We start from the raw sequence: 25,520 nt of genomic DNA, 5'->3' as shown, positions 1-25,520 counted from the left end.
TTCGCCTACTTCCCAAGGCATGTCGGGCGAAAGCAAAAAGGCCACGGAAAGCTGCTTTCCGGTGGCCTGTTGTCTCGTCGTCAGTACTTGAGCCGGATGGATCGTTTCCAGCATGGACGGTCGGCGCGAACTTTAGGGCGTGGAAGGCTTGAGAGCAACTAAAAATGTCGCGTTTTCGTACGTTGCTCGATTGCTGGCACTGCAACCGCTGCACACTCTTGCAGCGGTTCCCTTTTAACCGACCCACATGACCGCATGATGTTCCCGAGGGGCTGGCCCGTCGGTCACTCCTTCACGTTCATGAATTCCTTGGCCCAGCTCACGTAGCTCTCCGGATGGGTGTAGGTGTGGGTCAGTTCGGTGGCGCTCAGGTCGGTGCTCTTGCTGAACTGCTGGCGCTGTTCGCGCAGCGAGTCGTAGGTCGCCTTGATCGCTGCAAAATAGGCACCGTGGCCGTCCACCACCACGCGCACACCCAGCGCCGCCAGGCGTGCGTCGTCGTGCAGCGCAGGGTTGCCGTAGGTCACCAGCATCAGCGGCACACTGAGGTTTTCGGCAATCTGTTCCAGGTGCTCGAAGTCCTTCACGCCGACCATGCAGATGCCATCGGCACCAGCGGCCTGGTAGGCCTGGGTGCGGCTGATCACTTCCTGGGTCGAAAGCACCCCGGCGTGGGTCCGGGCGACGATGGTCAGCTCGGGATCGACCCGCGCTTCGAGCGCTGCGCGAATCTTGCCGACCCCTTCGGCCACCGAGATGAGGTCGGTGGAGCGGCGACCGAACTGCGCCGGCAGCAGGGTATCCTCGATGGTCAGGGCACCGATGCCGGCGCGTTCCAGTTCGACCACGGTACGCATCACGTTCAGCGCGTTGCCATAGCCGTGGTCGGCGTCGGCAATCACCGGCAACTGCGCCACACGACCGATGCGTGTGGCCTGCTCGGCGAACTCGGACAGGGTGATCAGGGCGAAGTCGGGGGCCGCCAGCACCTGCAGCGACGCCACCGAACCGCCGAGAATACCGACCTCGAAGCCCAGGTCGGCGGCAATGCGGGCAGACATCGGATCGAACACCGAAGCGGTGTGATAACACTGTTTTGAAGCAAGCAGCTCACGGAACTGGCGACGCAGGGCCGTGTGGGAAACTTTGGGCATGATCGCTCCTGATTCTGGCGAAACCCCAATGCCTCATGCGGAGGGTTTCTGGAACTTTATCGATTCTTCATGGGTTTTTAGTGACTGGCGCCAGTTTATCACCGCACGGGTGAAGTTGTATTCGTTGGCGCCATTCGCCGTGCCTGATTCGCCTGCTTCGGCAGCTGGCGACGGCGCCCGCAAAATGGCAGAGTGTCCGGCCATGCCTGCCTGCCAACGGAATCCCCATGGCCACTCCCACAACAATCGCCAACCCCGCGCCAGGCGCTGCACAGACCAGCCCGCTGGTGATGCGCATCCTGGGTGCCTGCGCCCTCGCGCACCTGGTCAACGACCTGATCCAGGCGGTGCTGCCGTCGATCTATCCCATGCTCAAGGCCAGCTACGGGCTGACCTTCACCCAGGTGGGCCTGATCACCCTGACCTTCCAGGTCACCGCATCATTGCTGCAACCCTGGATCGGCTTCTATACCGATCGCCATCCCAAGCCGCTGCTGTTGCCCGCCGGCATGGTCTGCACATTGATTGGCATCATGCTGCTGTCCATGGTCGGCAGCTTCCCGATGATCCTGCTGGCGTCGGCGCTGATCGGCATCGGCTCCTCGACCTTTCACCCGGAAACTTCGCGGGTGGCGCGACTGGCCTCCGGTGGACGCTTCGGCCTGGCGCAATCCACCTTCCAGGTGGGGGGCAATACCGGGTCGGCGTTCGGTCCACTGCTGGCGGCGGCCATCGTCATTCCGTTCGGGCAGGGGCATGTGGCCTGGTTCGGCCTGATCGCGGTGTTCGCCGTGGCGCTGCTGTACGGCATCAGCCGCTGGTACCGTGGCCATCTCAACCAGTTCAAGGCGCGCGCCGGCCAGAGCGCCAGCCACGGTCTGTCCAAGGGGCGAGTCAAAGCCGCGCTGGTGGTGCTGGCATTGTTGGTGTTCTCCAAGTATTTCTACATGGCCAGCTTCACCAGCTACTTCACCTTCTACCTGATCGAGAAGTTCGACCTGTCGGTGGCCAGTTCGCAGTTGCACCTGTTCCTGTTCCTCGGCGCGGTGGCGGCCGGGACCTTCTTCGGCGGGCCCATCGGCGACAAGATCGGCCGCAAGGCGGTGATCTGGTTCTCCATTCTGGGCTCGGCGCCGTTCACCCTGATGCTGCCCTACGTCGACCTGTTCTGGACGAGTGTGCTGAGCGTGGTCATCGGCTTCATTTTGGCGTCGGCATTCTCCGCCATCGTGGTGTATGCGCAGGAACTGGTGCCAGGCAACGTGGGCATGATCGCCGGGGTGTTTTTCGGCCTGATGTTCGGTTTCGGTGGCATTGGCGCAGCGCTGCTCGGCCATCTGGCGGACATTCACGGCATCGAGTACGTGTACTGGCTGTGCTCGTTCCTGCCCTTGTTCGGCATCCTGACGATCCTGCTGCCGAGCACCAAGAAGGCGGGGTGAGGCAGCGCTAGCGGGCGCGGTGCTCGGCTGGCTGCGGGCGACCGAACAGGTAGCCCTGGAAATGCGAGCAGCCTTCGGCCTTGAGCCGCATGAACTGCTCGTCGCTTTCCACGCCCTCGGCCGTGACCTGCATCTGCAGGCTGCGGCCCATGCCGGTGATCGCGCGGATGATGGCGATGGCTTCGTTGCTGTCGCCCATGTCGTGCACGAACGACTTGTCGATCTTGATCTTGTCGAAGGCAAATGCGCGCAGGTAGCTGAGGGACGAATAACCGGTGCCGAAATCGTCCAGGGCGATGCGCACACCCAGGGCTTTCAGGCGCTGCAGGATACTGATGTTGGCCTGGTTGTTGTCCAGCAGCACCGATTCGGTGATCTCCAGCTCCAGCCGTGCGGCGTCCAGGCCCGACTCGCTCAACGCTGCCTGCACCAGCTCTACCAGGCCATTGTTGCGAAACTGCACCGGCGACAGGTTGACCGCCACGGTCAGCTCACCGGGCCAGCGTTGAGCTTCGTGGCAGGCTTCGCGCAAAGCCAGCGCACCCAGCTCGTGGATCAGCCCGGTTTCTTCGGCGATGGCGATGAAATCCAGCGGCATGATCATGCCATGTTGCGGATGCTGCCAACGCATCAGTGCCTCATAGCCAATGATCCGCGTGTCGCGCTTGTCGATGATGGGTTGGTAATACAGATGCAGCTGTTTGTCGACGATGGCCTGACGCAGATCGCTTTCCACGGTGCGGCGCTTCTGCGCCAAGGCATCCATGCGTGGATGAAAGTATTCGTAGCGATGGCGGCCATTGCGCTTGGCCTCGTACAGGGCCATGTCGGCGCAGCGCAGCAATTCTTCGGGCGTGTTCTGATCCCTGGGCGCCAGCGCAATGCCCACGCTCAAGCCCACGCAGAGGCTGTGCCCCTCGATCAGGAAAGCCGGCTCGATGGTGTCGATCAGGCGTTGCGCGGTGAGCTGCGCGTCTTCGCCGTTCTTGAGTTCGGGCAGGATCACCGCGAACTCGTCGCCGCCCAGGCGCGCCAACGTGTCCTTGACCCGCAGCACGTCGCGCAGGCGCGTGGCGATGGCGCGCAGCAGACGGTCGCCGAACTCATGGCCCAGGGCATCGTTGACGTTCTTGAAGTTGTCCAGGTCCAAGCACAGGGTCGCTGTCACGCGGTCGCGGCTGGCGTCCTCACGCAAGGCCTCTTCGAGACGTTGGCGGAACAGCGCCCGATTGGGCAGCCCGGTCAGGCTGTCGTGGTGAGCCATGTGGCGAATGCGCGCCTGGGCAGCGTTTTCGTCGGTGATGTCTTCCACGATCAGCAGCACGTAACTGCTGCCCAGTTCCTTGCCGCGTATGGTCACCGTCTTGCTGCGCAAGGTCCGCAGGCCCAGCAGGGTGTGCTGCTGGCTCTGGGCATGGTGCAAGCCCTCGGTACGTACGCACTGGTCGGTCAACCGGCGCAGATAACCGCTCAACGCCGGCGCCAGGCACTCTTCCAACTGCCGACCGATCATCTGCTCACGGGCATTGCCGAACAGCCGCTCAGCCTGCAGATTCACCAGCAGGATCTGCCGCGATACGGCGTCCTGCACGATGACGCTGGACGGAATATTGGCGATGACCGAATCGAGAAACATCGACAACGAAGCCATTTCGGCGCTGTGACTTTCTGCCAGGCGCTTGGCTTCCAGCAGGCTCAAGTCCCGCGCACGCTTCTCGCTGATGTCGCGCGTGACCTTGGCGAAGCCGAGCAACTGGCCCCTGTCGTCATGGATGGGCTCGATCACTACATTGGTCCAGAACAGCGTGCCGTCCTTGCGCACCCGCTGGCCTTCGCATTCGAAACGCCCCGCCTCCAGCGCCGTCGCCAGGCTCTGCGCCGGCAAGCCACAGGCGCGGTCCGCAGGGGTGTAGAAGCACGAAAAATGCTGCCCGACGATCTCCTCCGCACGATACCCCTTGGCCCGCTGCGCCCCGGCATTCCAATTCGAAACGATCCCCTGCGGCGAGAGCATGTAGATCGCATAATCCACCACACCCTGTACGAGCAGTCTGTACATCACATCGGCATTTTCGTTCATGGGTGGCGTCTGCTGGGGGAAAACTACGGCGCGGTCGAGGGCAGCGGGTGGTCACCAGGGCGCGGTAACCCGTGCACGTGTCTGGTCTACAGGTTGTCGGCTGGCCATGCGCTATCTTTAGCGCCTGGCGACCCTTGGAGCCTGAATGCAAAAAGCCCCGTATCGCAGGGCGATGACGGGGCTTTCGAGGGGCGCGTGAGGCGGTGTAGCGGGTCGGCTCAGACGTTGAAGCGGAAGTGCATCACATCACCGTCCTTGACGATGTATTCCTTGCCTTCCAGGCGCCATTTGCCCGCTTCCTTGGTACCGGCTTCGCCGTTGTACTGGATGAAGTCGTTGTAGGCGATGACTTCGGCGCGAATGAAGCCTTTTTCGAAGTCGGTGTGGATCACACCGGCGGCCTGTGGCGCGGTGGCGCCGATCTTCACGGTCCAGGCGCGGACTTCCTCGACGCCGGCGGTGAAGTAGGTCTGCAGGTTGAGCAGTTCGTAGCCGGCGCGGATCACGCGGTTCAGGCCGGGCTCTTCCAGGCCCAGGGCCTCGAGGAACATGTCCTTCTCTTCGCCGTCGTCGAGCTCGGCGATCTCGGCTTCGATCTTGTTGCACACCGGCACCACGATCGCGCCTTCTTCTTCGGCAATCACCCGTACCACGTCCAGCAGCGGGTTGTTCTCGAAGCCATCTTCGGCAACGTTGGCGATGTACATGACCGGCTTGGTGGTCAACAGATGGAAGCCGCGCACGACCGCCTTCTCGTCGTTGCCCATGGTGCGCATCAGGCTGCGGGCCGGTTTGCCCAGGGTGAAGTGGGCAATCAACTGCTCCAGCAGGCCCTTTTGCACCACCGCGTCCTTGTCGCCGCCCTTGGCGTTGCGCGCAACCTTCTGCAGTTGCTTCTCGCAGCTGTCGAGGTCGGCGAAAATCAGCTCAAGGTCGATGATCTCGATGTCGCGCTTGGGGTCGACGCTGTTGGAAACGTGGATCACGTTCTCGTCTTCGAAGCAGCGCACCACGTGGGCGATGGCGTCGGTTTCGCGGATGTTGGCGAGGAACTTGTTGCCCAGCCCTTCACCTTTCGAAGCGCCGGCCACCAGGCCCGCGATGTCGACGAACTCCATGGTGGTGGGTAGCACGCGCTTGGGATTGACGATGGCAGCCAGTGCTTCCAGGCGCGCATCGGGCATCGGTACGATGCCGCTGTTGGGCTCGATGGTGCAGAACGGAAAGTTCTCGGCCGCAATCCCGGATTTGGTCAAGGCGTTGAACAGGGTGGACTTGCCGACGTTGGGCAGGCCGACGATGCCGCAGTTGAATCCCATGGTGAATCCCTCTTCGAAGAGTCAGGCCTTTTGGCTGTGCAGGTTTTTCATCGCGCGATTCCACTCGCCGGCGAAGATATCCGGCAGCACACCGAGGGCAAAATCGATACTGGCATCCAGCTTTTCCTGTTCGGCGCGCGGGGCGCGGCCAAGAACGAAATTGGACACCAACTTGCTGTCACCCGGGTGGCCGATGCCAAGCCGCAGACGGTGAAAGCCATTGTCATTGCCGAGCTGCGCGATGATGTCGCGCAGGCCGTTGTGCCCGCCGTGCCCGCCGCCCAGTTTGAGCTTGGCGACGCCGGGGGGCAGGTCGAGTTCGTCGTGGGCCACCAGGATCGCTTGCGGCGGTATGCGAAAGAAATTCGCCATCGCTGCGACGGATTGACCGCTGCGGTTCATGTAGGTGGTGGGGATCAACAGACGAACGTCATGGCCCTGATGGCTGAAACGCGCCGTCAGGCCGAAATACTTGCGATCGGCTACCAGGTTCACACGGTGTGCCTGGGCGATGCGCTCAACGAAAAGAGCCCCTGCGTTATGCCGGGTCTGTTCGTATTCGGGGCCGGGGTTACCCAGGCCAACGATCAGTTGTATGGCGGTCACGGCAGGGGCTCTTCCTTGTCGAGTCGTGGACGCCACCCGAGGGTGTCATCCACAGCTCGGCGTGCGAGTAAGATTACTCGGCAGCGCCTTCTTCGGTTTCTTCGTCGGCAACGATACGCGGAGCGTGGACGTTGGCAACTGCCAGGTCGGTACCATGAGCCAGTGCGACGAACTCGACGCCTTGCGGAGCCTTGAGGTCGGACAGGTGGATGATGGTGCCGATTTCAGCGTCAGCCATGTCGACTTCGATGAACTCGGGCAGGTCTTTCGGCAGGCAGGTGACTTCCAGCTCGGTCTCGGTGTGCGAGATCTCGCCGCCTTTCTTGACAGCCGGTTCCTGGTTCATGAAGTGCAGAGGCACGATGGCGGTCAGTTTCTGGCCGGCGATCACGCGTACGAAGTCAGCGTGCAGGACGTGACCCTTGGCTGGGTGACGCTGCAGTGCCTTGATCAGGACGTTCTGCTTGGTGCCACCAACGTTCAGTTCGATCACGTGGCTGAAGGCAGCCTCGTTTTCGAGCAGCTTGGCAACTTCCTTGGCCAGCATGCTGATCGACTCAGGGGCTTTTTCGCCACCGTAGACAACAGCTGGTACCAGGCTGGCGAGACGACGCAGGCGGCGGCTCGCACCTTTCCCCAGGTCGGAACGCGCTTCGGCATTCAAAGTGAAATCGTTCATGTGTTTCTCCAAAATAACCACGTTCGCCCAGCGTTTGCGACCAGCGCCAAGGCGATACGGGCAAAAAAGCCCCGGCCCGACAGAGTGTCGGGCCGGGGCGCTTTTCGTCAGAACGGTGCTCGCGAAGGGCAGGGCCCTCAGCGGAACATCGCGCTGATCGATTCTTCGTTGCTGATGCGACGCATCGCTTCGGCAACAACCGGGGCGATATCCAGTTGACGGATACGCCCGCAGGCTTGTGCGGCTGCGGAGAGCGGGATGGTGTTGGTCACCACCAGCTCGTCCAGCACGGATTTCTCGATGTTCTCGATCGCACGCCCCGACAGGACCGGGTGGGTGCAATAGGCGAACACCTTGGCCGCGCCATGTTCTTTCAAGGCCTTGGCCGCGTGGCACAGAGTGCCGGCGGTATCGACCATGTCGTCGACCAGGATGCAGGTACGGCCTTCGACATCACCGATGATGTGCATCACTTCGGAGTGGTTGGCCTTCTCGCGACGCTTGTCGATGATGCCTAGGTCGACGCCCAGCGACTTGGCCACGGCGCGTGCACGCACCACGCCACCAATGTCGGGGGAAACGATCATCAGGTTCTCGAAGCGCTGGTCTTCGATATCGTCCACCAGAACCGGAGAACCGTAGATGTTATCGACCGGGATATCGAAAAAGCCTTGAATCTGGTCGGCGTGAAGGTCGACGGTGAGGACACGGTCGATGCCCACTACGGTCAGCATGTCGGCGACGACCTTGGCGCTGATTGCCACACGGGCAGAGCGCGGACGGCGGTCTTGACGAGCGTAACCGAAGTAGGGGATCACGGCGGTGATTCGCGAAGCCGAGGAGCGGCGGAAGGCATCGGCCATCAGCACCAGTTCCATCAGGTTGTCGTTGGTCGGCGCACATGTAGGCTGGATAATGAAGACGTCTTTACCGCGAACGTTTTCATTGATCTCGGTGCTGATTTCACCATCGGAAAACTTGCTGACGGAGACATCACCGAGAGGGATATGCAGCTGACGCACAACGCGTCGAGCCAGATCGGGGTTTGAGTTCCCCGCAAAGACCATCATCTTGGACACGCGCAGTACCTGCCGGCTGAGGGTATACCTGGATGAGTATAGGAAAATGGCAGGGGCGGCTGGATTCGAACCAACGCATGGCAGGATCAAAACCTGCTGCCTTACCGCTTGGCGACGCCCCTGTAGCTTGAAACTTCCGAGTGCCCAGCACTCGTTTCCTGTTACAGACTCTCTGTTACAGACTCTGCAGCTTGCGATGCAACATCGAAACGTTGCTTCCCTTGGCCACGAACCCTGTAAGGGTGTCTGCAAGAAGGTGCGAAACTCTATCAGCTTCCGCTTTGCTTGGGAAGGCCCCAAACACACAACTTCCAGTGCCTGTTAGCCGAGCTTCAGTGAATTTGCCAAGCAAATTCAGTGCGTTACGTACATCAGGGTAACGACGCTCTACTACTGGCTGGCAGTCATTACGACTGTTTCCCTCAAGAACGGGGCGCACTTTAATGGGCGCCGAGTCACGTGTCAACAACGGATCCGAAAAAATTTCCGCTGTACTTACAGAGACTTGCGGTACAAGCACGAGATACCAGGGCTGTGGCAGTTCGACCGGGGTCAGTTTCTCGCCCACGCCTTCGGCGAACGCCGCATGGCCGCGCACGAACACCGGCACATCGGCGCCCAGGGAAAGCCCCAGCTGCGCGAGCTGATCTTCACTGCAGCCGGTCTGCCAGAGGTGGTTCAGGGCGAGCAGGGTGGTGGCGGCATCGGAGCTGCCACCGCCGATACCACCGCCCATGGGCAGTACCTTGCGCAACCAGATATCGGCGCCCAGTGCCGTACCCGTCAGTGCCTGCAGCTGCCGCGCGGCCTTGACGATAAGGTTGCTGTCGTGGGGCACGTCGGCTATCTGGGTGTGCAGGCACACCACGCCGTCGTCGCGAAGGGCGAAATCCAGCTCATCACCGTGGTCGAGAAACTGGAACAGCGTCTGCAGCTCGTGATAACCATCCGCGCGCCGGCCGAGGATGTGCAGCATCAGGTTGAGCTTGGCCGGCGCGGGCAGGGTCAGTACGGGGTTCATGGAAGTGCCTGCGCTCATGTCACTGCCCCAGCCGGCGCGGCTGCCAATCCTTGACCACCAGGGTCACGTCCAGGTCCTGGCCATGCAGCTTGATGCGTTCGGGGAGCCAGTAGCCGTTTTGTTCGGCATAGCTCAGGTACTCGACCGTCCAGCCGTCCTGGGCAAGCCCCGCGAGGCGGCTGTCGCCATCCAGGGTCAGTTGGCTCTTGCTGTCGGGGGCCGGCAGGCCGCGGACCCACCAGGACAGATGCGAAACCGGCAGCTTCCAGCCCAGTTGCTGTTCCAGCAGTTCTTCGGGGGTAGTGGCCTGGTAGCGGCCCTGGTTGGCCACCTCCAGGCTGACATCGCCCGGGCGTCCGGTCAGGCGCGCCGCACCGCGCCCCAGAGGGCCGGACAGGCGGATGTCGTAGTAATCCTGACGCTGCAGCCAGTACAGGGTGCCGGAACCGGAGTCCTTGGGCGCACGGATGCCGATCTTGCCGTTGATCTCCCAACCGTCGAGCTGGGTGAGTTGCTGTTTGTGCACTTGCCACTGTTGCGGGTTGCCCTGACCCTGCAGGGCTTCGTGGGAGCCCATGCCGGCGCAGCCGGTGAGCACGGCGATGAAAGTGGCAACCAGCAGGTGACGCATCATGTAGGAGGTAGGACGCAAAGACATGGATTAAAGATTCTCTGAACCGGTCAGGCGCAGGATGGTGCTGCGCAGGACAGGGCTGTCGGGTTGTTCTTGCAGGGCCTTGCCCCAGATTTTGCGAGCCTCGCGCTGCTTGCCGCTGGCCCACAGCACTTCGCCCAGGTGGGCGGCCACTTCGTGGTCGGGAAAGCGTTCCAGCGCGTCGCGCAGATAGCGCTCGGCGGCGTCGAGGTTGCCCAGTCGGTAATTGACCCACCCCAGGCTGTCCAGCACGGCTGGATCTTCGGGGTTGATCTGGTGGGCCCGCTCGATCAGGGTGCGGGCCTCCTCGAAGCGAGTGGTGCGGTCGGACAGCGTGTAGCCCAGGGCATTGAGCGCCATGGCATTGTCCGGCTCGCGAGCCAGAATGGCCCGCAGGTCCTTTTCCATCTGTACCAGGTCGTTACGCTTTTCAGCCAGCATCGACCGTGTGTACAGCAGGTTCAGGTCGTCCGGATTCTGTTTGATGGCGTTCTGCAGCACCAGCCAGGCGGCTTGGGTCTTGTCGTTGTTGGCCAGGGTTTCGGCTTCGATCAGGTACAGCTGGATTGCGTAGTCGGGCTGGGCATCGCGTGCCTCGGCCAGGCGCCGTGAAGCCTCGTCGGCGCGGCCGTTGGCGATCAGGATATCGGCTTGACGCAGCTGGGCGGGCAGGTAGTCGGTACCGACATCCACCTGGGCGTACTCATCGAGCGCTGCCTGTGGATCGCCGCGTTCTTCGGCGATGCGGCCCAGGTTCAGGTGTGCGGAGTCGACGTGGCTGCCGCGCTCCACCAGTTGCTGGAGGTAATTGTAGGCTTCGTCCCAGGCCTTGCCTTCGAGGCACACCAGGGCCAGCGAATAGCGCAGTTCGTCGTCGTCCGGGTATTGCTGAACGAGAATCGCGAACTGCAGCTTGGCGTCGTCCATGCGGTTCTGTTCGACCAGCATGCGCGCGTAGGTCAGGCGCAGACGCTTGTCGTCGGGGATTTTCTTGAGGTTTTTTTCCAGCAGTGGCATGGCTTCGCTGCCGCGATCCAGCGCGGCGAGCAGACGGGCGCGCAGCAGGATGGGGGCGATTTCACCTTCCTGGGGTGGATTGCCTTCCAGCAACGCCAGGGCGCCTTCGGTATTGCCATCCTGTTGCATCAGCAAGGCCTTGCCGAAGATCAGCTGGCCGTTGCCGGGGTACTTGCCCAGCAGGCGATCGAAACTTTGCAGCAAGCCGCGCCGGGTACTTTCGTCGGTGTCGGCCGCCGACAGCGCAAGAAAGTCGAAATGGGTGTCACCCTGGCCCTGCAGGACCTTCTCCATGTACACCAGCGACTCGTCGTACTTGCCATTGCGCGCCAACTGAATGGCAGCAGCACGCTGCGCGTCGAGGTCGGCGGGGGCGTTTTTCGCCCACAACTGCGCGGTCTCCAGCGCTGGCTGATCGGCGCCCAGGTATTCGGCGATGCGGAAAGCGCGTTCGGAAATGCCCGGATCCTGCGTCTTGCGGGCCTGGGTCACGTAGTTGCCCAAGGCAAGATCGAAGCGATCACGCTGCCCGGCCAACTCTGCACTGAGCAGGCTGAACACGGTTTCCTCGCTGAACGAGCCGTAGACCTTGGGCGTCTCGTCCGGCGCAGGCGCCGGCTGCGCCACGGGAACCGGAGTCGCCTGCTCTTTGGGTGGCCATGACTGGCAGCCCTGCAGCAAGGCGAAGGCGAGGAGCAACGTGGAGGTTCTATTCATAGAGGGGATTTTGGCGGCTTACCTGCGGTCGGATCATCATGACACAAGCCACAGGTCAAACCCATAACTCGAGGTTGCCTATTAGGACAATAGATAGCGGTGGTTGTTCTGGGCCGGACGAAGTAGGACAATTACCGGCTTCTCGACATCATCAGCGACCTTGAATGGCCTTTCTCGCCCTCGGTATCAACCATAAGACTGCTTCGGTAGACGTGCGCGAGCGCGTGGCGTTTACCCCGGAGCAGCTGGTAGAGGCCCTGCAGCAGCTTTGCCGGCTGACCGACAGCCGTGAGGCCGCGATCCTCTCGACCTGCAACCGCAGCGAGCTGTACATCGAACAGGATCACCTGGCTGCCGATGCCGTGCTGCGCTGGCTGGCCGATTACCACCGTTTGAGTGTGGAAGAGCTGCGCGCGAGCGCTTATGTGCACGAAGAAGATGCGGCTGTTCGTCACATGATGCGCGTGGCGTCCGGGCTCGATTCGCTGGTGCTGGGCGAGCCGCAGATTCTCGGGCAGATGAAATCCGCCTACGCCGTGGCCCGCGAGGCCGGCACCATCGGGCCGCTGCTGGGGCGTCTGTTCCAGGCGACCTTCAGCGCTGCCAAGCAGGTGCGCACCGACACCGCAATCGGCGAGAACCCGGTTTCGGTGGCGTTTGCCGCCGTCAGCCTGGCCAAGCAGATCTTCAGCGACCTGGCGCGCAGCCAGGCCTTGCTGATCGGCGCCGGCGAAACCATCACCCTGGTCGCACGTCACCTGCACGAGCAGGGGGTCAAGCGCATCGTGGTGGCCAACCGCACCCTGGAGCGCGCCAGCACCCTGGCTGCGCAGTTCGGCGCCCATGCCGTGCTGCTTTCCGATATTCCCCAGGAGCTGGTCAACAGCGACATCGTCATCAGCTCCACCGCCAGCCAGTTGCCGATCCTGGGCAAGGGCGCGGTCGAGAGCGCGCTGAAACTGCGCAAGCACAAGCCCATCTTCATGGTCGATATTGCCGTGCCGCGCGACATCGAACCCGAGGTCGGCGAGCTGGACGACGTCTACCTGTATACCGTCGACGATCTGCACGAAGTGGTTGCCGAGAACCTGAAAACCCGCCAGGGTGCCGCCCAGGCCGCCGAAGAACTGGTAAGCGTGGGTGCCGACGATTTCATGCTGCGCCTGCGCGAGCTTGCGGCGGTGGACGTGCTCAAGGCCTACCGCCAGCAGGGCGAGCGCCTGCGCGACGAGGAGCTGCAGAAGGCCATGCGCCTGCTGGCCAACGGCGGCAACGCCGAAGAGGTGCTTGCGCAACTGGCCCGGGGCCTGACCAACAAGTTGCTGCACGCACCCAGCGTGCACATGAAAAAGCTCTCCGCCGAAGGCCGCGTCGATGCGCTGGCCATGGCCCAGGAACTCTTTGCCCTCGATGAGGGCTCAACGGATAAACCGCCGCAATGAAAGCGTCACTGCTCAACAAGCTGGACACGCTCCAGGACCGATTCGAGGAACTGACCGCCTTGCTGGGCGACGCTGAAGTCATTTCCGAGCAAACCCGCTTCCGCGCCTATTCCAGGGAATACGCCGAAGTCGAGCCCGTGGTGCTGGGTTACCAGCAATGGGCCAAGGTGCAGGCTGACCTGGAGGGCGCGCAGGCGTTGCTCAAGGACAACGACCCGGACATGCGCGAGATGGCTGCCGAGGAAGTGCGCGAAGCCCGCGAGCAGTTGGTGCAACTGGAGGGCGCGCTGCAGCGCATGCTGCTGCCCAAGGACCCCAACGACGGTCGCAACGTTTTCCTCGAGATCCGCGCCGGTACCGGCGGCGATGAAGCGGCGATCTTTTCCGGCGATCTGTTCCGCATGTATTCGCGCTATGCGGAACGCCGTGGCTGGCGCCTGGAAATTCTTTCCGAAAACGAAGGCGAGCATGGCGGCTACAAGGAAGTCATCGCCCGCGTCGAAGGCGACAGCGTCTACGGCAAGCTCAAGTTCGAGTCCGGCGCGCACCGTGTCCAGCGCGTGCCGGAAACCGAATCCCAGGGCCGCATCCACACCTCGGCCTGCACGGTGGCCGTATTGCCTGAACCGGACGAGCAGGTGGCCATCGAGATCAACCCGGCCGATCTGCGCGTGGACACCTACCGGTCCTCCGGTGCCGGTGGCCAGCACGTCAACAAGACCGACTCGGCGATCCGCATCACTCACCTGCCGACCGGCATCGTGGTGGAATGCCAGGAAGAACGCTCGCAGCACAAGAACCGCGCCCGTGCCATGAGCTGGCTGTCGGCCAAGCTCAACGACATGCAGAGCAGCGCGGCGGCCAATGCCATCGCCAGCGAGCGCAAGCTGCTGGTGGGGTCGGGCGACCGTTCCGAGCGCATCCGCACCTACAATTTTCCGCAGGGCCGGGTAACCGACCATCGTGTCAACCTGACCTTGTACTGTCTGGATGAAGTGCTGGCCGGCGGCGTCGATGCAGTGATAGAGCCGCTTCTGGCTGAATACCAGGCCGATCAGTTGGCCGCGTTGGGTGAATAGAACATGACCATCATTGCCAGTCTGTTGCGCGCTGTCGAACTGCCCGATTCCCCGACCGCACGCCTGGATATCGAGCTGTTGCTGGCCGCGGCACTGGGCAAGTCGCGCAGCTACCTGCACACCTGGCCCGAGCGCATCGTGCCCAGCGAAGCTGCCAACGCCTTCGCCGCCTTCATAAAGCGTCGCCAGGCGGGCGAGCCGGTTGCCTATATCCTGGGCCAGCAAGGGTTCTGGAAGCTCGACCTGGAAGTGGCCTCGCACACATTGATTCCGCGTCCCGAAACCGAGCTGCTGGTAGAGGCTGCGCTGCAATTGCTGCCGACCAGCTCGGCGCGAGTACTGGATCTGGGCACGGGTACGGGAGCGATTGCCTTGGCCCTGGCCGGCGAATGCAGTGCCTGGCAAGTCACCGCAGTCGACCGCGTCGCCGAAGCGGTGGCCCTGGCCGAGCGCAACCGGGTGCGCCTGAACCTGGGCAATGCCCGGGTGCTCGAGAGCCACTGGTTCAGCGCCCTGCAGGGCGAGCGTTTCGACCTGATCGTCAGCAACCCGCCGTACATCGCCAGTGCCGACCCTCATCTGCGTGCCGGCGACGTGCGCTTCGAGCCCGCCAGTGCATTGGTGGCCGGCGAAGACGGCCTAGACGACCTGCGCCTGATCATCGGCCAGGCACCTGCACACCTGCATCCGGGCGGCTGGCTGCTGCTCGAACACGGCTACGACCAGGCGCCAGTGGTGCGTGAGCTGCTGGCTCAGCATGATTTCGAGCAGATCGAAAGCCGCATCGATCTCGGCGGTCACGAGCGCATCACGCTGGGGCGGTTGCTGTGCTGACCGATCAGGAGCTGCTGCGCTACAGCCGGCAGGTGCTGCTGTCGCAGGTCGACATCCAGGGCCAGCTGAGGCTCAAGGGCAGCCGGGCACTGATCGTCGGCTTGGGTGGGTTGGGCTCGCCGGTGGCGCTGTACCTGGCTGCTGCGGGCGTCGGCGAGCTGCATCTGGCAGACTTCGATACGGTCGATGTGACCAACCTGCAGCGCCAGGTGCTGCACGACAGCACCTCGGTGGGTATCAGCAAGGTCGATTCGGCCATTGCCCGGCTGGGTGCGATCAACCCCGAAATCGCCCTGGTGGCGCACCGCGCCGCGCTGGATGAAGACTCGCTCAGTGCAGCGGTTGCTGCCGTCGACCTGGTGCTCGACTGTTCCGACAACTTCGCCACGCGCCATGCGGTGAATGCCGCCTGCTTTGCCGCCGGCAAACCGCTGGTCAGTGGTGCCGCGATCCGCCTGGAAGGGCAGTTGTCGGTGTTCGACCCACGGCGTCCGGAAAGCCCCTGCTATCACTGCCTGTACGGCGAGGGCAGTGATGCCGAGCTGACTTGCAGCGAAGCCGGCGTGGTGGGTCCGCTGGTGGGGCTGGTAGGCAGCCTGCAGGCGCTGGAGGCGTTGAAGCTGCTGGCGCAGTTCGGCGATGTGCTGGTCGGTCGGCTGCTGTTGATCGACGCACTGGGCACCCATTTCCGCGAAATGCGGGTCAAGCGCGATCCCAAGTGCCCGGTCTGTAGCATGCGGCATGTCTGAAGCGCCTGTCGGCGTGTTCGATTCCGGCGTCGGCGGCTTGTCGGTGCTTGGCGAAATCGAACGGCTGCTGCCTCGCGAGTCCCTGCTGTACGTGGCCGACACCGGCCACATTCCCTATGGCGAAAAATCCAGCGAATTCATCCGTGAGCGTTGTGCCACGGTTGCGCATTTTTTTCACGGCCAGGGCGCCAAGGCATTGGTGCTGGCCTGCAACACGGCCACGGTCGCTGCAGTGGCGGATCTGCGTCGAGGCTATCCCGACTGGCCCATCGTTGGCATGGAGCCAGCGGTCAAACCTGCCGCGGCAGCGACCCGCAGTGGTGTCGTCGGTGTGCTGGCCACCACCGGCACCCTGCGCAGCGCCAAATTCGTGGCACTGCTCGATCGTTTTGCCAACGAAGTGCAGGTCATCACCCAGCCGTGTCCCGGACTGGTCGAACTGATCGAAACCGGCGATCTGGACAGTCCGGCGCTGCGTCTGTTGCTGCAGGGGTACGTGCAACCGTTACTGGACGCTGGCTGCGATACCCTGATTCTGGGCTGCACGCACTATCCGTTCCTCAAGCCCCTGTTGGCCACCATGGTCCCGGCCAACGTGGCGCTGGTCGATACCGGCGCCGCAGTAGCGCGTCAGCTACAGCGATTGCTGAGTGCCGGAAACCAGCTGGCTGATGGGCCGGCGCGGCCCGCGCAGTTCTGGACCAGCGGATCGGTAGATATTTTTCGAAATGTCCTACCGAAGCTGTGGAAATTTTCTGACAATGTGCAAGTATTCACGTTGTAAAAAAAATGTGAAAAAAACGGGGTGTAACACTGAACTTACGTTCCAAGTCCGATTCCATAGCATGTCCATTTTTTCGACAAAAATTCTTACAACTGCATTCGGTAGGATGTTTCTCATGAAGAGACTGTTCAGTTTGGCTGCGCTTGCGGCTTTGATGTTGGGGCAATCGGTGACCGCGAACGCGGCCGACCTATCGTTTTCCGCGGGCGAAACGGGCGAATCGTCCCAGGTCTATCGCATTGGCTTGCAATCCAACTGGGACAAGAGCTGGTTCCAGACCGACGTCGGTCGCCTGACCGGCTACTGGGATGCCGGCTATACCTACTGGGATGGCAAGGACTTCAAGGACAACCACAGCCTGTCGTTCGCGCCAGTATTCGTCTACGAATTCGGCGGCGGTTCGATCAAGCCCTACATCGAGGCCGGCATCGGTGTCGCCGCCTTCGCGCACACGCAGATCGAAGGCAACAAGCTGGGTTCCTCGTTCAACTTCGAAGACCGTATCGGCTTCGGTTTGCGCTTCGGTGGCGGTCATGAGCTGGGTGTGAGAGCGATCCACTACTCCAACGCCGGCATCAAAGAGCCAAACGATGGTATCGAAGCCTACACCCTGAACTACCGCATGCCGCTGTAAGCTGTCCCTCGGCCAGCATTGGCCGACGCGCGGGCAGGATTCTCTGCCCGCGATTGCTTCAATCCTTCTTCCCTATTTGGCTTTGCGTGGCAGATTCTTGAATGCCGCCAAGGCGCGTGCGCGTCCTTCCTTCAGATCCACGATCGGCCGGGCATAGTCGTTCTGCTTGAGCGCATCACCTGACGGCGCATGGACCTGCTTGCGATCCAGTCCTTCCAGCTCGGGCAGCCATTGCTTGAGAAACACGCCTTGCTCGTCGAAACGCTGCGACTGGCTCACCGGGTTGAAGATCCGGAAATAGGGCACCGAATCGGTACCCGTGGATGCACTCCACTGCCAGCCGCCGTTGTTGGAGCACAGGTCGCCGTCGATCAGGTGCTGCATGAAGAAACGCTCGCCCTCGCGCCAGTCGATCAGCAGGTTCTTGCTCAGGAACATGGCGGTAACCATGCGCAGGCGATTATGCATCCAACCGGTGGACACCAGTTGACGCATGGCTGCATCGACGATGGGGATGCCGGTGCGTCCTTCTTTCCACGCCTGCAACTCGCTGGGCGCCTTGCGCCAGGGCAGGGCGGCGTATTCCTCGCGAAACGGCCGGTGCATCGAGACGCGCGGATAGCCCACCATGATGTGCCGGTAGAACTCGCGCCAGATCAACTCGCCGATCCAGGTCACGGCGCCGACGTTGCCGCTCTCGAACTCACCGCGATTGCTGTTGAGCGCCGCATGCAGGCACTGGCGTGGAGAAACCACGCCGGAAGTCAGGTAGGCGGAGATCTGGCTGGTCCCAGGGTGGGCGGGTAGATCGCGCTCGACCTTGTAGTCTTCGATCGGTTGGTCGGTGAAGGTGTCCAGGCGCTTGTGCGCCTCTTGCTCACCGGCCGGCCAGAGCTTGAGCAGCGCCTTGTCGGGGACGGCGAAGCCCTTCACTTGATCGGGCACTGTGTCGGCGGCAATGTGCACCGGTTTCTGCGCGTGGGGCTTTTTCACCAGCGCCGGGACGGACTGGTGCAGGCGTTCGTAACACACCTTGCGGAACTGGCTGAAGACCTGGAAATAAGTGCCGCCTTTGGTCAGTACGCTGCCGGGCTTGAACAGCGCCTGATCCAGATAACGGTGCAGGGGAATGTCCACCTTGGCCAGGGCCGCTCCTACTGCCTCGTCGCGGCGGTTCTCGTTGACACCGAACTCGTCGTTGCAATGCACGGCCTCGATCTTGTGCTCGGCGCAGAGCGCGCTGATGACCTTCGGTGCCTTGTCCCAGGTATCCGCTTCACGCAGCAACAGGGGGATGTGCAGGGCCTTGAGGCTGGCGCTCAGTTCCTTGAGATTGCGCAGCCAGAAGTCGACCTTGTTCGGTGAGTCGTCGTGCTCCAGCCATTGCTTGGGGCTCAGCAGGAACACGGCCAGGGTCGGGCCCTGCTCGCAGGCGGCCGCCAGGGCGGGGTTGTCGTGCACTCGCAGGTCGCTGCGCAGCCAGATCAATTGCATGAAAGCCTCGTCATTCGAATTCAGGGTTGCCGGTCGGCCAACACGCCAGACGCCTGCAGCAACTGCTGGGCGTGCAACGGATCGGTCGCCAGGTGCAGATCGGCAATGGGGGAAGGGCCGTCGCCTGCGGCGGCGCGGTGAATGAGCACGGCCGAGCCCACCAGCCATTTGGGGCACGTGCAACCGACCAGCAACCGCCCCAGCGCCGCGAGGTTGAGGGCCTTGTCGGCGTACAGCACCAGCGCGCGTGCCTCAAGCTTGTCGCAGGCCAGGGCCAGCTCGCCCGCCGGCAGCGGCGCGTCGAACACCTGCACCGGGCAATCGCTGCTGCTGATCAGCCAGGCGCCGAGCCACAGGTAAGGGTCCGGAGTGACGTCGGCCTGATTGACCAACACCACGGGCGCACCGTTCAGCTGGCGGTTGTTGTGATAGAGGCGCGCACCCAGTTTGCTGCGCAGCCAGCCATGGAAGAACACCCGCTGCATCTGCGCGCCGAACTGGCCGGCCCAACGCTGCTCCAGATCGGTCAGCAGCGGCAGCAGCAAATGCTCGCACAGGGTGGCAGGTGGATACAGGGCCATCGCTTGATTGAACAGATCATCCAGTTGACGCTCGGCCATGTCGGCGATGGCCTGGATCAATGTCTGGCGCAGCTGCTGCCAATCGCTCTGGACTTGCGGCCGGGCATCGCGAGGAGCGTCGAGCAGTTGCTTCACCTGACTGACGGCCACGCCCCGGTTGAGCCAGGTCAGCACGTGCTGGATCCGTGCGATCTGCGCGGCGTCGTACAGGCGATGGCCCTTGGCGGTGCGGTGAGGCACGATCAGGCCGTAGCGCCGCTCCCAGGCCCGCAGGGTGACCGGGTGCACGCCGGTTTGCCGGGTGACTTCGCGGATCGGCAGCCAGTCGGTGCCATTGGCGTCAGATGGCATTGCGCAAGCTCAGGTTTTCCGGGTGCGGCTGCAGGTAGGTCTGCTGGGCGATGTACGGGTCCGGATGGATGCGGAACAGGTGCTTGAGCAGCGTCATCGGCACCACCAGCGGCACAATGCCCTCGCGGTACTGATTGATCAGTTGTTGCAGTTCTTGCTTGTCCTGCGCATCGATGTCGCGCTTGAGGTAGCCGCTGATGTGCTGCAGCACATTGCTGTGGGTGCCGCGGGTGGCGCAGCGCTTTAGCGCCTGCATCAGCTCACTGAAATACTGCGGGCCGATCTGCGCGGCATCGCCGCGGCCCATGCTGCCCAGCAGCTTGCCCAGAACCTTGTACTGCAGCGGGTTGTTGGCCATCAGCTGGTATTTGAAGCGCGAGTGGAATTCGGTCAGGGCGCGGCGCGTCAAGCCGTCCGCCAGCAGCGCTTGCCACTGGGCATAGGCGCCGACGCGCACGAGGAAGTTTTCCCGCAGCACCGGATCGCACAGGCGACCTTCCTCTTCCACTGGCAGATCGGGGTGGCGCGCACAGAACGCCTGGGCATAGATGCCTCGGCCACCTTCGCGCTGGGGAGCGCCGTTGTCTCGATAGATCTTCACCCGCTCCAGGCCACAGGACGGCGACTTCTGCATGAAGATGTAGCCACAGAGATCGGTCAGCTCGCCGGCCATCCGTTCGCCGTAGGCGGCCAGGGGCGCGGTGACGTTGATGTCGGGGTGTACGGTACCCACGGCCTGGGTGTGATCCTTGTCGCCGACCAGGCGAATCGGCTCGCGGGGCGTACCCAGGCCGATGGCGACCTCGGGGCAGACCGGGACGAACTCGAAATGCTCGACCAGGATCCGACTGCACCAGCGCGATTCCTTGTGCCCGGCGTTGTAGCGCACGGGTGCACCGAGCAGGCAGGCGCTGATTCCGATCTTGGGTTTGCTGACGCTGGGCTCTTGCATGACGGACCTCTTCTGAAACCTGTACATACTGACAACGCTGTACAGCATAGTTTCATCTTAGGTCCGTATTTGTACAGGCCAAATGCTTTGTACAGAAATACAGCTCTTGGCAGGGTGTCACTGCCAGCCCATTTTCCAGTTCTGCATATCCTGCAAAGCCTGCCAGGGCATGCGCTCGGCACGGTGTGTGAGAACCGCCTGCAACTCGACCTCCAGCACGACGCCTTCGTCATCGCAGAACACTTCGCTGACCAGGAAATGCTTTTCCCGGTTCAGCGGGCGCACGGCGGTCCATTTCGACAGCAACAACTTGCGCGGATTGAGCCGATGCCGGGCATTCATTGCAGGTGCTCGAGCAGGCGCCGCGCGGCTTCCTGGCCACTGAGCCAGGCGCCTTCGACGCGGCCTGACAGGCACCAGTCGCCGCACACGTACAGGCCCAGGTCGGGGTCGGCCAGCGCACCCCATTCATGGGGCTGAGCCGGGCGCGCGTAGAGCCAGCGATGGGCGATGCTGAAGCTTGGCGCAGGCATCGGGCAGTTCACCAGCTCGGCGAAGGCGCCATGCAGCTGTTCGATCACCGCCTCGCGGGACAGGTCGATGTGCTGTTTGCTCCACGCGCTGGTGGCGTGCAGTACCCAGGTGTCGCTGCTGTCGTCACGGCCGGGCTTGCTGCCGCTTCGCGCCAGCCAGTCCAGCGCACTGTCCTGCACGAAGCAACCCTGCATCGGCGTGTCCAGCGGCGTAGCGAAACTCAGTGCCACCGACCAGGTAGGGTCCATCTTGACCCCGGCCACCTGCGTGGCGAGCTTGGGCGCACTGGCCAGCAGCGCCGTGGCCTGGGGCGCCGGCACAGCGAGCACGACGTGGCTGAAGGGTCCATGGCTGGTGCCCTCTGCATCCAGCAGCTCCCAGAATTCCTCGCCCTTGAACACCTCGGCGATGCGGCAGGAAAAAGCGGCAGGCAGGTCAACGGCCATGGTCTTGGCAATGGCGCTCATGCGTGGTGCGCCGACCCAGCGTACCTGCTCGTCCGGCGACGGGCTGAGGCGACCCTGCTTGGCGTTGTACAGCAATGGCGACCACGGCTGCACGCAACCTTCGGCCTGCCATTGCTGGACCTGCGCCACGAAGCGCCGGTCGCGGGCCGTGAAATACTGCGCGCCCAGATCGATGGAGCCGACCTCGCTGCGTTTGCTGGACATGCGGCCGCCCACACCGCGCGCCTTGTCGAACAACTGCACGGCATGGCCAGCCTTGTGCAACGCCTGGGCAGCGGAGAGGCCGGCCATGCCGGTACCGATGATTGCAATGGATACGGTCGCTGCAGGTCCAGTCGTCGTAGATGAAGTCGGCGTAGGTAAACTCATAGTGCCCTCGTAACAGCTTCGTAAGCGCTATGCACACGTGTGTTCGGAAAAACAAACCTGTACAAAAGACTTAATAAGTATAAGTTAACGGGATCCTTTTTGCTCAGGTGTCCTATGGTTCATGAGAGAGGCACGCGGATGGAAAGTGCCTGTCTCATGAAAATAGACTAGCGCTGCAGACGCAACGCCACATTGGAGAAACCTTATGCACATATTGCTGACCGGCGGCACCGGGCTCATCGGCCGCAAGCTTTGCCAGCACTGGGTAGGGCAGGGGCATCGGCTGACGGTGCTCAGTCGCCAGCCGGGACAGGTCAAGCAGCTGTGCGGAGCCAGCGTGCGTGGCGTGGCGCAGCTCGAGGAAATCGGCGACGAAACCGTGGATGCGGTGGTCAATCTGGCCGGCGCGCCGATTGCCGACCGTCCGTGGACGGCGCGGCGCCGGGCGTTGCTGTGGAGCAGCCGGATCACCCTCACCGAGCGCCTTCTGGCATGGCTGGAAAGCCGTGCGCAGCGGCCCGAAGTGTTGATTTCCGGCTCGGCGGTAGGCTGGTATGGCGATGGTGGCGAACGTGAATTGAACGAGACCTCGCAACCGGTCAAGGAGGACTTCGCCAGTCACTTGTGCATTGCCTGGGAAGAGACGGCGCTGCGCGCCGAAGCGTTGGGCGTGCGGGTGGTGCTGGTGCGCACCGGGCTGGTGCTGGCGAGCCAGGGCGGCTTTCTCAAGCGCCTTGTGCTGCCGTTCAAGCTGGGGCTGGGAGGCCCGATCGGCAGTGGCCGGCAGTGGATGCCGTGGGTTCACATCGACGACCAAATCGCCTTGATTGATTTTCTCTTGCACCAGACCCAGTGCCGCGGTCCCTATAATGCCTGCGCGCCAGAGCCGGTGCGCAACCGTGAATTCGCACGACAACTGGGACGTGCCCTGCATCGCCCGGCTTTCCTGCCACTGCCGTCGCTGTTGCTCAAGGCAGGGCTCGGCGAGCTGTCAGGGCTGTTGCTAGGTGGCCAGCGCGCACGCCCGGTGGCGCTGCAGGCCGCAGGTTTCAATTTCCGCTACAGCGAACTATCCGCCGCCCTGACCGAACTGTCGCGGCGCCTCTGAGCTCTAAACGACGAACCTGAAATAGGACGCTGCATGACCGATCACGCCCTGCTGCTGGTCAACCTGGGGTCGCCCGCATCGACCCAGGTGGCCGATGTACGTAGCTATCTCAACCAGTTCCTGATGGACCCTTATGTCATCGACGTGCCATGGCCGCTGCGGCGTCTGATCGTGTCGCTGATTCTGGTCAAGCGCCCCGTGCAATCGGCACACGCCTATGCCTCGATCTGGTGGGAGGACGGCTCGCCGCTGGTGGTCCTGACCCGGCGCCTGCAGGCGGTCATGGCCGAGCAGTGGCGCCATGGTCCGGTGGAAGTCGCCATGCGTTATGGCGAGCCTTCGCTGGATACGGCGCTCGCGCGCCTGGCCGAGCAGGGGGTGCAGAAAGTTACCCTGGCTCCGCTTTATCCTCAGTTCGCCCAGAGCACCGTGACCACGGTGATCGAGCAGGCACGCAAAGTGGTGCGCGAGCGCAAGCTGGCCATGCAATTCAGCGTGCTGCAGCCCTTCTATGACCAGCCGGAATACGTGGATGCCTTGGTGGCCAGTGCCAAGCCCTACCTGGCGCAACCCCATGACCATCTGTTGATGAGCTTCCACGGACTGCCCGAACGGCACCTGACCAAGATCGACCCTACCGGCGGCCACTGCCTGCGTACGGCCGACTGCTGTCAGAATGCACCGCCTGAAGTGCTCGCTGTCTGCTATCGCGCGCAGTGCCTGCGTACGGCCAGTGCCTTCGCCGAGCGCATGGGCCTTGCCGACGGTAGCTGGTCGGTGTCCTTCCAGTCGCGACTGGGCCGGGCCAAGTGGATCGAGCCCTACACCGAGGCGCGTCTGGATGAACTTGCCAAACAAGGGGTGAAGAAGTTGCTGGTGATGTGCCCGGCGTTCGTCGCCGATTGCATCGAGACCCTGGAGGAGATCGGCGACCGTGGGCGCGAGCAGTTCTGCGAGGCGGGGGGCGAGGAGTTGGTGCTGGTGCCGTGCCTGAATGATCACCCGCAATGGGGTGAAGCGTTGAATACCCTGTGCGAGCGGGCACCCTTGATGCTTTGACGCTGAATCTGCCAGCAGGGAGCGCCGCCATGGCGCTCCCTGACGGCTTCAGGCCTGCGAGTCCTTTTTCCAGTCACCATGCCCCGGCAGCAACAGGTTCAGGGCAATCGCCACCACGGCGCACAGGGCAATGCCCTTGAGGCCGAAGTCATCGGGCCCGGTTCCGGTGCCGACCAGCACCCCGCCGATACCGAACACCAGGGTTACCGAGACGATCACCAGGTTGCGCGCCTCGGCCATGTCGACCTTGTGGCGAATCATCGTGTTCAGGCCCACCGCTGCGATGGAACCGAACAGCAGGCACAGGATGCCGCCCATCACCGGTACCGGAATGCTCTGCAGCAGCGCGCCGAACTTGCCGACGAACGCCAGGCTGATCGCGAAGATCGACGCCCAGGTCATGATCTTGGGGTTGTAGTTCTTGGTCAGCATGACCGCGCCGGTCACTTCCGCGTAAGTGGTATTGGGCGGTCCGCCGAACAGGCCGGCGGCAGTCGTGGCAATGCCATCGCCAAGCAGGGTGCGGTGCAGGCCGGGCTTCTTCAGGTAGTCACGACCGGTCACGCTGCCCACGGCGATCACGCCACCGATGTGCTCGATGGCCGGTGCCAATGCCACGGGCACAATGAACAGGATGGCCTGCCAGTTGAACGCCGGCGCCGTGAAGTGTGGCAGGGCCAGCCAGGAAGCTGCGGCGATCTTGGCCGTGTCCACCACACCGAAGACGAATGCCATGGCGAAGCCCACCAGCACCCCGGCGATGATCGGCACCAGGCGAAAGATGCCCTTGCCGAACACGGCGACGACGATGGTGGTGAGCAGCGCCGGCATGGAGATCCACATGGCTGTGGCGTAGGGGATCAGTTCGGTGCCATCGCCGGCCTTGCCCATCGCCATGTTGGCGGCGATCGGCGCCATCGCCAGGCCGATGGAAATCACGACCGGGCCGATTACCACGGGTGGCAGCAGGCGGTCGATGAAGCCGGTGCCCTTGATCTTCACCGCAAGCCCGAGGAAGGTGTAGACGAATCCGGCCGCCATGATCCCGCCCATCGTCTCGGCCAGGCCGAACTGGCCCTTGGCGAGAATGATCGGCGTGATGAAAGCAAAGCTCGATGCCAGGAATACCGGCACCTGACGACCCGTCACCAGTTGGAACAGCAACGTGCCCAGGCCCGCAGTGAACAGCGCCACGTTCGGGTCAAGGCCAGTGATCAGTGGCATCAGTACCAGCGCGCCGAACGCCACGAAGAGCATTTGCGCGCCTGACAGCACCTGCCGCCAGAGCGGATCGTTGAACTCGTCCTGCATGGG

24 protein-coding genes and 1 tRNA gene are annotated in these 25,520 nt (G+C 62.9%); 9 read left to right on the top strand and 16 right to left on the bottom strand.

Translation table 11 applies throughout. The features are described from left to right. Positions 1-284 precede the first annotated feature (284 nt). Positions 285-1,154 (bottom strand): isocitrate lyase/PEP mutase family protein, encoded by an 870-nt coding sequence (locus IFT75_RS10440; RefSeq protein ID WP_122475242.1) that lies wholly within the window; start codon positions 1,152-1,154, stop codon positions 285-287. Between the two features lie 227 nt (positions 1,155-1,381). Here IFT75_RS10440 and IFT75_RS10435 point away from each other — a divergent pair, with 227 nt between their 5' ends. Beyond that, positions 1,382-2,596, top strand: coding sequence for an MFS transporter (locus tag IFT75_RS10435; RefSeq protein ID WP_192054711.1), 1,215 nt, complete (start codon positions 1,382-1,384; stop codon positions 2,594-2,596). A gap of 7 nt (positions 2,597-2,603) precedes the next feature. On the opposite strand, the gene IFT75_RS10430 is transcribed toward IFT75_RS10435, so the two are convergent. The 9 genes from IFT75_RS10430 to IFT75_RS10390 all read right to left on the bottom strand — a co-directional run bounded on the left by IFT75_RS10430 (position 2,604) and on the right by IFT75_RS10390 (position 11,769). Continuing rightward, complete coding sequence (locus IFT75_RS10430) at positions 2,604-4,676, bottom strand: putative bifunctional diguanylate cyclase/phosphodiesterase (protein ID WP_192054709.1); 2,073 nt, start codon at positions 4,674-4,676, stop codon at positions 2,604-2,606. Positions 4,677-4,894: 218 nt separating this feature from the next. Then, the gene (gene ychF / locus IFT75_RS10425) at positions 4,895-5,995 is read right to left on the bottom strand and encodes a redox-regulated ATPase YchF (protein ID WP_122475237.1); all 1,101 of its coding nucleotides are present in this window, start codon (positions 5,993-5,995) and stop codon (positions 4,895-4,897) included. Between the two features lie 21 nt (positions 5,996-6,016). Beyond that, entirely contained in the window at positions 6,017-6,601 is a 585-nt protein-coding gene (pth, locus tag IFT75_RS10420) for an aminoacyl-tRNA hydrolase (RefSeq protein ID WP_043192904.1), read from the bottom strand. A gap of 73 nt (positions 6,602-6,674) precedes the next feature. After that, positions 6,675-7,280 (bottom strand): 50S ribosomal protein L25/general stress protein Ctc, encoded by a 606-nt coding sequence (locus IFT75_RS10415; protein WP_122475235.1) that lies wholly within the window; start codon positions 7,278-7,280, stop codon positions 6,675-6,677. 137 nt (positions 7,281-7,417) lie between these two features. After that, positions 7,418-8,359 (bottom strand): ribose-phosphate pyrophosphokinase, encoded by a 942-nt coding sequence (locus IFT75_RS10410; RefSeq protein WP_043192909.1) that lies wholly within the window; start codon positions 8,357-8,359, stop codon positions 7,418-7,420. Positions 8,360-8,406: 47 nt separating this feature from the next. Beyond that, positions 8,407-8,481: transfer RNA gene (locus IFT75_RS10405), tRNA-Gln, on the bottom strand. A 53-nt stretch (positions 8,482-8,534) separates the two neighbouring features. Beyond that, complete coding sequence (gene ispE / locus IFT75_RS10400; RefSeq protein WP_185795007.1) at positions 8,535-9,380, bottom strand: 4-(cytidine 5'-diphospho)-2-C-methyl-D-erythritol kinase; 846 nt, start codon at positions 9,378-9,380, stop codon at positions 8,535-8,537. Between the two features lie 19 nt (positions 9,381-9,399). Continuing rightward, complete coding sequence (gene lolB, locus IFT75_RS10395; RefSeq protein ID WP_192054935.1) at positions 9,400-10,014, bottom strand: lipoprotein insertase outer membrane protein LolB; 615 nt, start codon at positions 10,012-10,014, stop codon at positions 9,400-9,402. Positions 10,015-10,041: 27 nt separating this feature from the next. Beyond that, entirely contained in the window at positions 10,042-11,769 is a 1,728-nt protein-coding gene (locus tag IFT75_RS10390) for a tetratricopeptide repeat protein (protein WP_192054707.1), read from the bottom strand. Between the two features lie 164 nt (positions 11,770-11,933). On the opposite strand from IFT75_RS10390, the gene hemA reads away from it, so the two are divergent. The 6 genes from hemA (at position 11,934) to IFT75_RS10360 (ending at position 17,291) form a co-directional block, all read left to right on the top strand. Further along, positions 11,934-13,211 (top strand): glutamyl-tRNA reductase, encoded by a 1,278-nt coding sequence (gene hemA, locus IFT75_RS10385; RefSeq protein ID WP_122475232.1) that lies wholly within the window; start codon positions 11,934-11,936, stop codon positions 13,209-13,211. Then, the gene (gene prfA, locus IFT75_RS10380; RefSeq protein WP_122475230.1) at positions 13,208-14,290 is read left to right on the top strand and encodes a peptide chain release factor 1; all 1,083 of its coding nucleotides are present in this window, start codon (positions 13,208-13,210) and stop codon (positions 14,288-14,290) included. Before hemA ends, prfA begins: the two co-directional genes overlap by 4 nt. Positions 14,291-14,293: 3 nt before the next feature. After that, a complete protein-coding gene (gene prmC, locus IFT75_RS10375; protein WP_185795009.1) occupies positions 14,294-15,124 on the top strand; it encodes a peptide chain release factor N(5)-glutamine methyltransferase in 831 nt (276 codons plus the stop codon). Beyond that, positions 15,118-15,873 (top strand): molybdopterin-synthase adenylyltransferase MoeB, encoded by a 756-nt coding sequence (locus tag IFT75_RS10370; protein ID WP_185795010.1) that lies wholly within the window; start codon positions 15,118-15,120, stop codon positions 15,871-15,873. Before prmC ends, IFT75_RS10370 begins: the two co-directional genes overlap by 7 nt. Beyond that, positions 15,866-16,657: a glutamate racemase gene (gene murI / locus IFT75_RS10365; RefSeq protein WP_192054705.1), complete on the top strand. Its 792-nt coding sequence runs from the start codon at positions 15,866-15,868 to the stop codon at positions 16,655-16,657. Before IFT75_RS10370 ends, murI begins: the two co-directional genes overlap by 8 nt. 115 nt (positions 16,658-16,772) lie before the next feature. After that, positions 16,773-17,291, top strand: coding sequence for an acyloxyacyl hydrolase (locus IFT75_RS10360; RefSeq protein WP_192054703.1), 519 nt, complete (start codon positions 16,773-16,775; stop codon positions 17,289-17,291). A gap of 72 nt (positions 17,292-17,363) precedes the next feature. On the opposite strand, the gene phrB is transcribed toward IFT75_RS10360, so the two are convergent. From phrB to IFT75_RS10335, 5 genes are all read right to left on the bottom strand, one after another. Continuing rightward, positions 17,364-18,785, bottom strand: coding sequence for a deoxyribodipyrimidine photo-lyase (phrB, locus tag IFT75_RS10355; protein WP_192054701.1), 1,422 nt, complete (start codon positions 18,783-18,785; stop codon positions 17,364-17,366). Between the two features lie 20 nt (positions 18,786-18,805). Continuing rightward, entirely contained in the window at positions 18,806-19,717 is a 912-nt protein-coding gene (locus IFT75_RS10350; protein ID WP_122475220.1) for a MerR family transcriptional regulator, read from the bottom strand. Further along, entirely contained in the window at positions 19,707-20,669 is a 963-nt protein-coding gene (locus IFT75_RS10345; protein ID WP_122795335.1) for a YbgA family protein, read from the bottom strand. Before IFT75_RS10345 ends, IFT75_RS10350 begins: the two co-directional genes overlap by 11 nt. Before the next feature lie 117 nt (positions 20,670-20,786). Beyond that, a complete protein-coding gene (locus IFT75_RS10340) occupies positions 20,787-21,011 on the bottom strand; it encodes a TIGR02450 family Trp-rich protein (protein ID WP_122475217.1) in 225 nt (74 codons plus the stop codon). Next, positions 21,008-22,039: an NAD(P)/FAD-dependent oxidoreductase gene (locus tag IFT75_RS10335; RefSeq protein WP_192054699.1), complete on the bottom strand. Its 1,032-nt coding sequence runs from the start codon at positions 22,037-22,039 to the stop codon at positions 21,008-21,010. Before IFT75_RS10335 ends, IFT75_RS10340 begins: the two co-directional genes overlap by 4 nt. A gap of 205 nt (positions 22,040-22,244) precedes the next feature. Between IFT75_RS10335 and IFT75_RS10330 the strand changes: the two genes are divergently transcribed. Together IFT75_RS10330 and hemH are read left to right on the top strand one after the other, a co-directional pair. Further along, complete coding sequence (locus IFT75_RS10330; RefSeq protein WP_185795015.1) at positions 22,245-23,147, top strand: TIGR01777 family oxidoreductase; 903 nt, start codon at positions 22,245-22,247, stop codon at positions 23,145-23,147. Positions 23,148-23,180: 33 nt separating this feature from the next. Continuing rightward, positions 23,181-24,206, top strand: a complete 1,026-nt coding sequence (gene hemH / locus IFT75_RS10325; protein ID WP_192054698.1) for a ferrochelatase — start codon at positions 23,181-23,183, stop codon at positions 24,204-24,206. A gap of 48 nt (positions 24,207-24,254) precedes the next feature. Here the strand turns inward: hemH and IFT75_RS10320 are convergent, their stop codons facing one another. After that, positions 24,255-25,517 carry a uracil-xanthine permease family protein gene (locus tag IFT75_RS10320; RefSeq protein ID WP_122475210.1) on the bottom strand — a complete coding sequence of 421 codons (1,263 nt, stop codon included), beginning with the start codon at positions 25,515-25,517 and terminating at the stop codon, positions 24,255-24,257. Between the last annotated feature and the right edge of the window lie 3 nt (positions 25,518-25,520).

The sequence above is a fragment of the Pseudomonas sp. CFBP 8758 genome (assembly GCF_014841725.1).
GTDB classification, from domain to species: domain Bacteria; phylum Pseudomonadota; class Gammaproteobacteria; order Pseudomonadales; family Pseudomonadaceae; genus Aquipseudomonas; species Aquipseudomonas baltica.
The sequence above is the reverse complement of the archived record's forward strand: the minus strand, read 5'-3'. Positions and strand labels throughout refer to the sequence as shown.

What these genes read in the sequence shown, in the direction of transcription:
- phrB (WP_192054701.1), bottom strand. Translation starts at nt 18,785, where the DNA reads ATGCAATTGATCTGGCTGCGCAGCGACCTGCGAGTGCACGACAACCCC.
- IFT75_RS10390 (WP_192054707.1), bottom strand. Translation starts at nt 11,769, where the DNA reads ATGAATAGAACCTCCACGTTGCTCCTCGCCTTCGCCTTGCTGCAGGGC.
- IFT75_RS10435 (WP_192054711.1), top strand. Translation starts at nt 1,382, where the DNA reads ATGGCCACTCCCACAACAATCGCCAACCCCGCGCCAGGCGCTGCACAG.
- IFT75_RS10345 (WP_122795335.1), bottom strand. Translation starts at nt 20,669, where the DNA reads ATGCAAGAGCCCAGCGTCAGCAAACCCAAGATCGGAATCAGCGCCTGC.
- prmC (WP_185795009.1), top strand. Translation starts at nt 14,294, where the DNA reads ATGACCATCATTGCCAGTCTGTTGCGCGCTGTCGAACTGCCCGATTCC.
- ychF (WP_122475237.1), bottom strand. Translation starts at nt 5,995, where the DNA reads ATGGGATTCAACTGCGGCATCGTCGGCCTGCCCAACGTCGGCAAGTCC.
- hemA (WP_122475232.1), top strand. Translation starts at nt 11,934, where the DNA reads ATGGCCTTTCTCGCCCTCGGTATCAACCATAAGACTGCTTCGGTAGAC.
- IFT75_RS10340 (WP_122475217.1), bottom strand. Translation starts at nt 21,011, where the DNA reads ATGAATGCCCGGCATCGGCTCAATCCGCGCAAGTTGTTGCTGTCGAAA.
- IFT75_RS10360 (WP_192054703.1), top strand. Translation starts at nt 16,773, where the DNA reads ATGAAGAGACTGTTCAGTTTGGCTGCGCTTGCGGCTTTGATGTTGGGG.
- hemH (WP_192054698.1), top strand. Translation starts at nt 23,181, where the DNA reads ATGACCGATCACGCCCTGCTGCTGGTCAACCTGGGGTCGCCCGCATCG.
- lolB (WP_192054935.1), bottom strand. Translation starts at nt 10,014, where the DNA reads ATGATGCGTCACCTGCTGGTTGCCACTTTCATCGCCGTGCTCACCGGC.
- IFT75_RS10440 (WP_122475242.1), bottom strand. Translation starts at nt 1,154, where the DNA reads ATGCCCAAAGTTTCCCACACGGCCCTGCGTCGCCAGTTCCGTGAGCTG.
- IFT75_RS10430 (WP_192054709.1), bottom strand. Translation starts at nt 4,676, where the DNA reads ATGAACGAAAATGCCGATGTGATGTACAGACTGCTCGTACAGGGTGTG.
- ispE (WP_185795007.1), bottom strand. Translation starts at nt 9,380, where the DNA reads ATGAACCCCGTACTGACCCTGCCCGCGCCGGCCAAGCTCAACCTGATG.
- IFT75_RS10330 (WP_185795015.1), top strand. Translation starts at nt 22,245, where the DNA reads ATGCACATATTGCTGACCGGCGGCACCGGGCTCATCGGCCGCAAGCTT.
- IFT75_RS10350 (WP_122475220.1), bottom strand. Translation starts at nt 19,717, where the DNA reads ATGCCATCTGACGCCAATGGCACCGACTGGCTGCCGATCCGCGAAGTC.
- IFT75_RS10415 (WP_122475235.1), bottom strand. Translation starts at nt 7,280, where the DNA reads ATGAACGATTTCACTTTGAATGCCGAAGCGCGTTCCGACCTGGGGAAA.
- IFT75_RS10320 (WP_122475210.1), bottom strand. Translation starts at nt 25,517, where the DNA reads ATGCAGGACGAGTTCAACGATCCGCTCTGGCGGCAGGTGCTGTCAGGC.
- IFT75_RS10335 (WP_192054699.1), bottom strand. Translation starts at nt 22,039, where the DNA reads ATGAGTTTACCTACGCCGACTTCATCTACGACGACTGGACCTGCAGCG.
- prfA (WP_122475230.1), top strand. Translation starts at nt 13,208, where the DNA reads ATGAAAGCGTCACTGCTCAACAAGCTGGACACGCTCCAGGACCGATTC.
- murI (WP_192054705.1), top strand. Translation starts at nt 15,866, where the DNA reads ATGTCTGAAGCGCCTGTCGGCGTGTTCGATTCCGGCGTCGGCGGCTTG.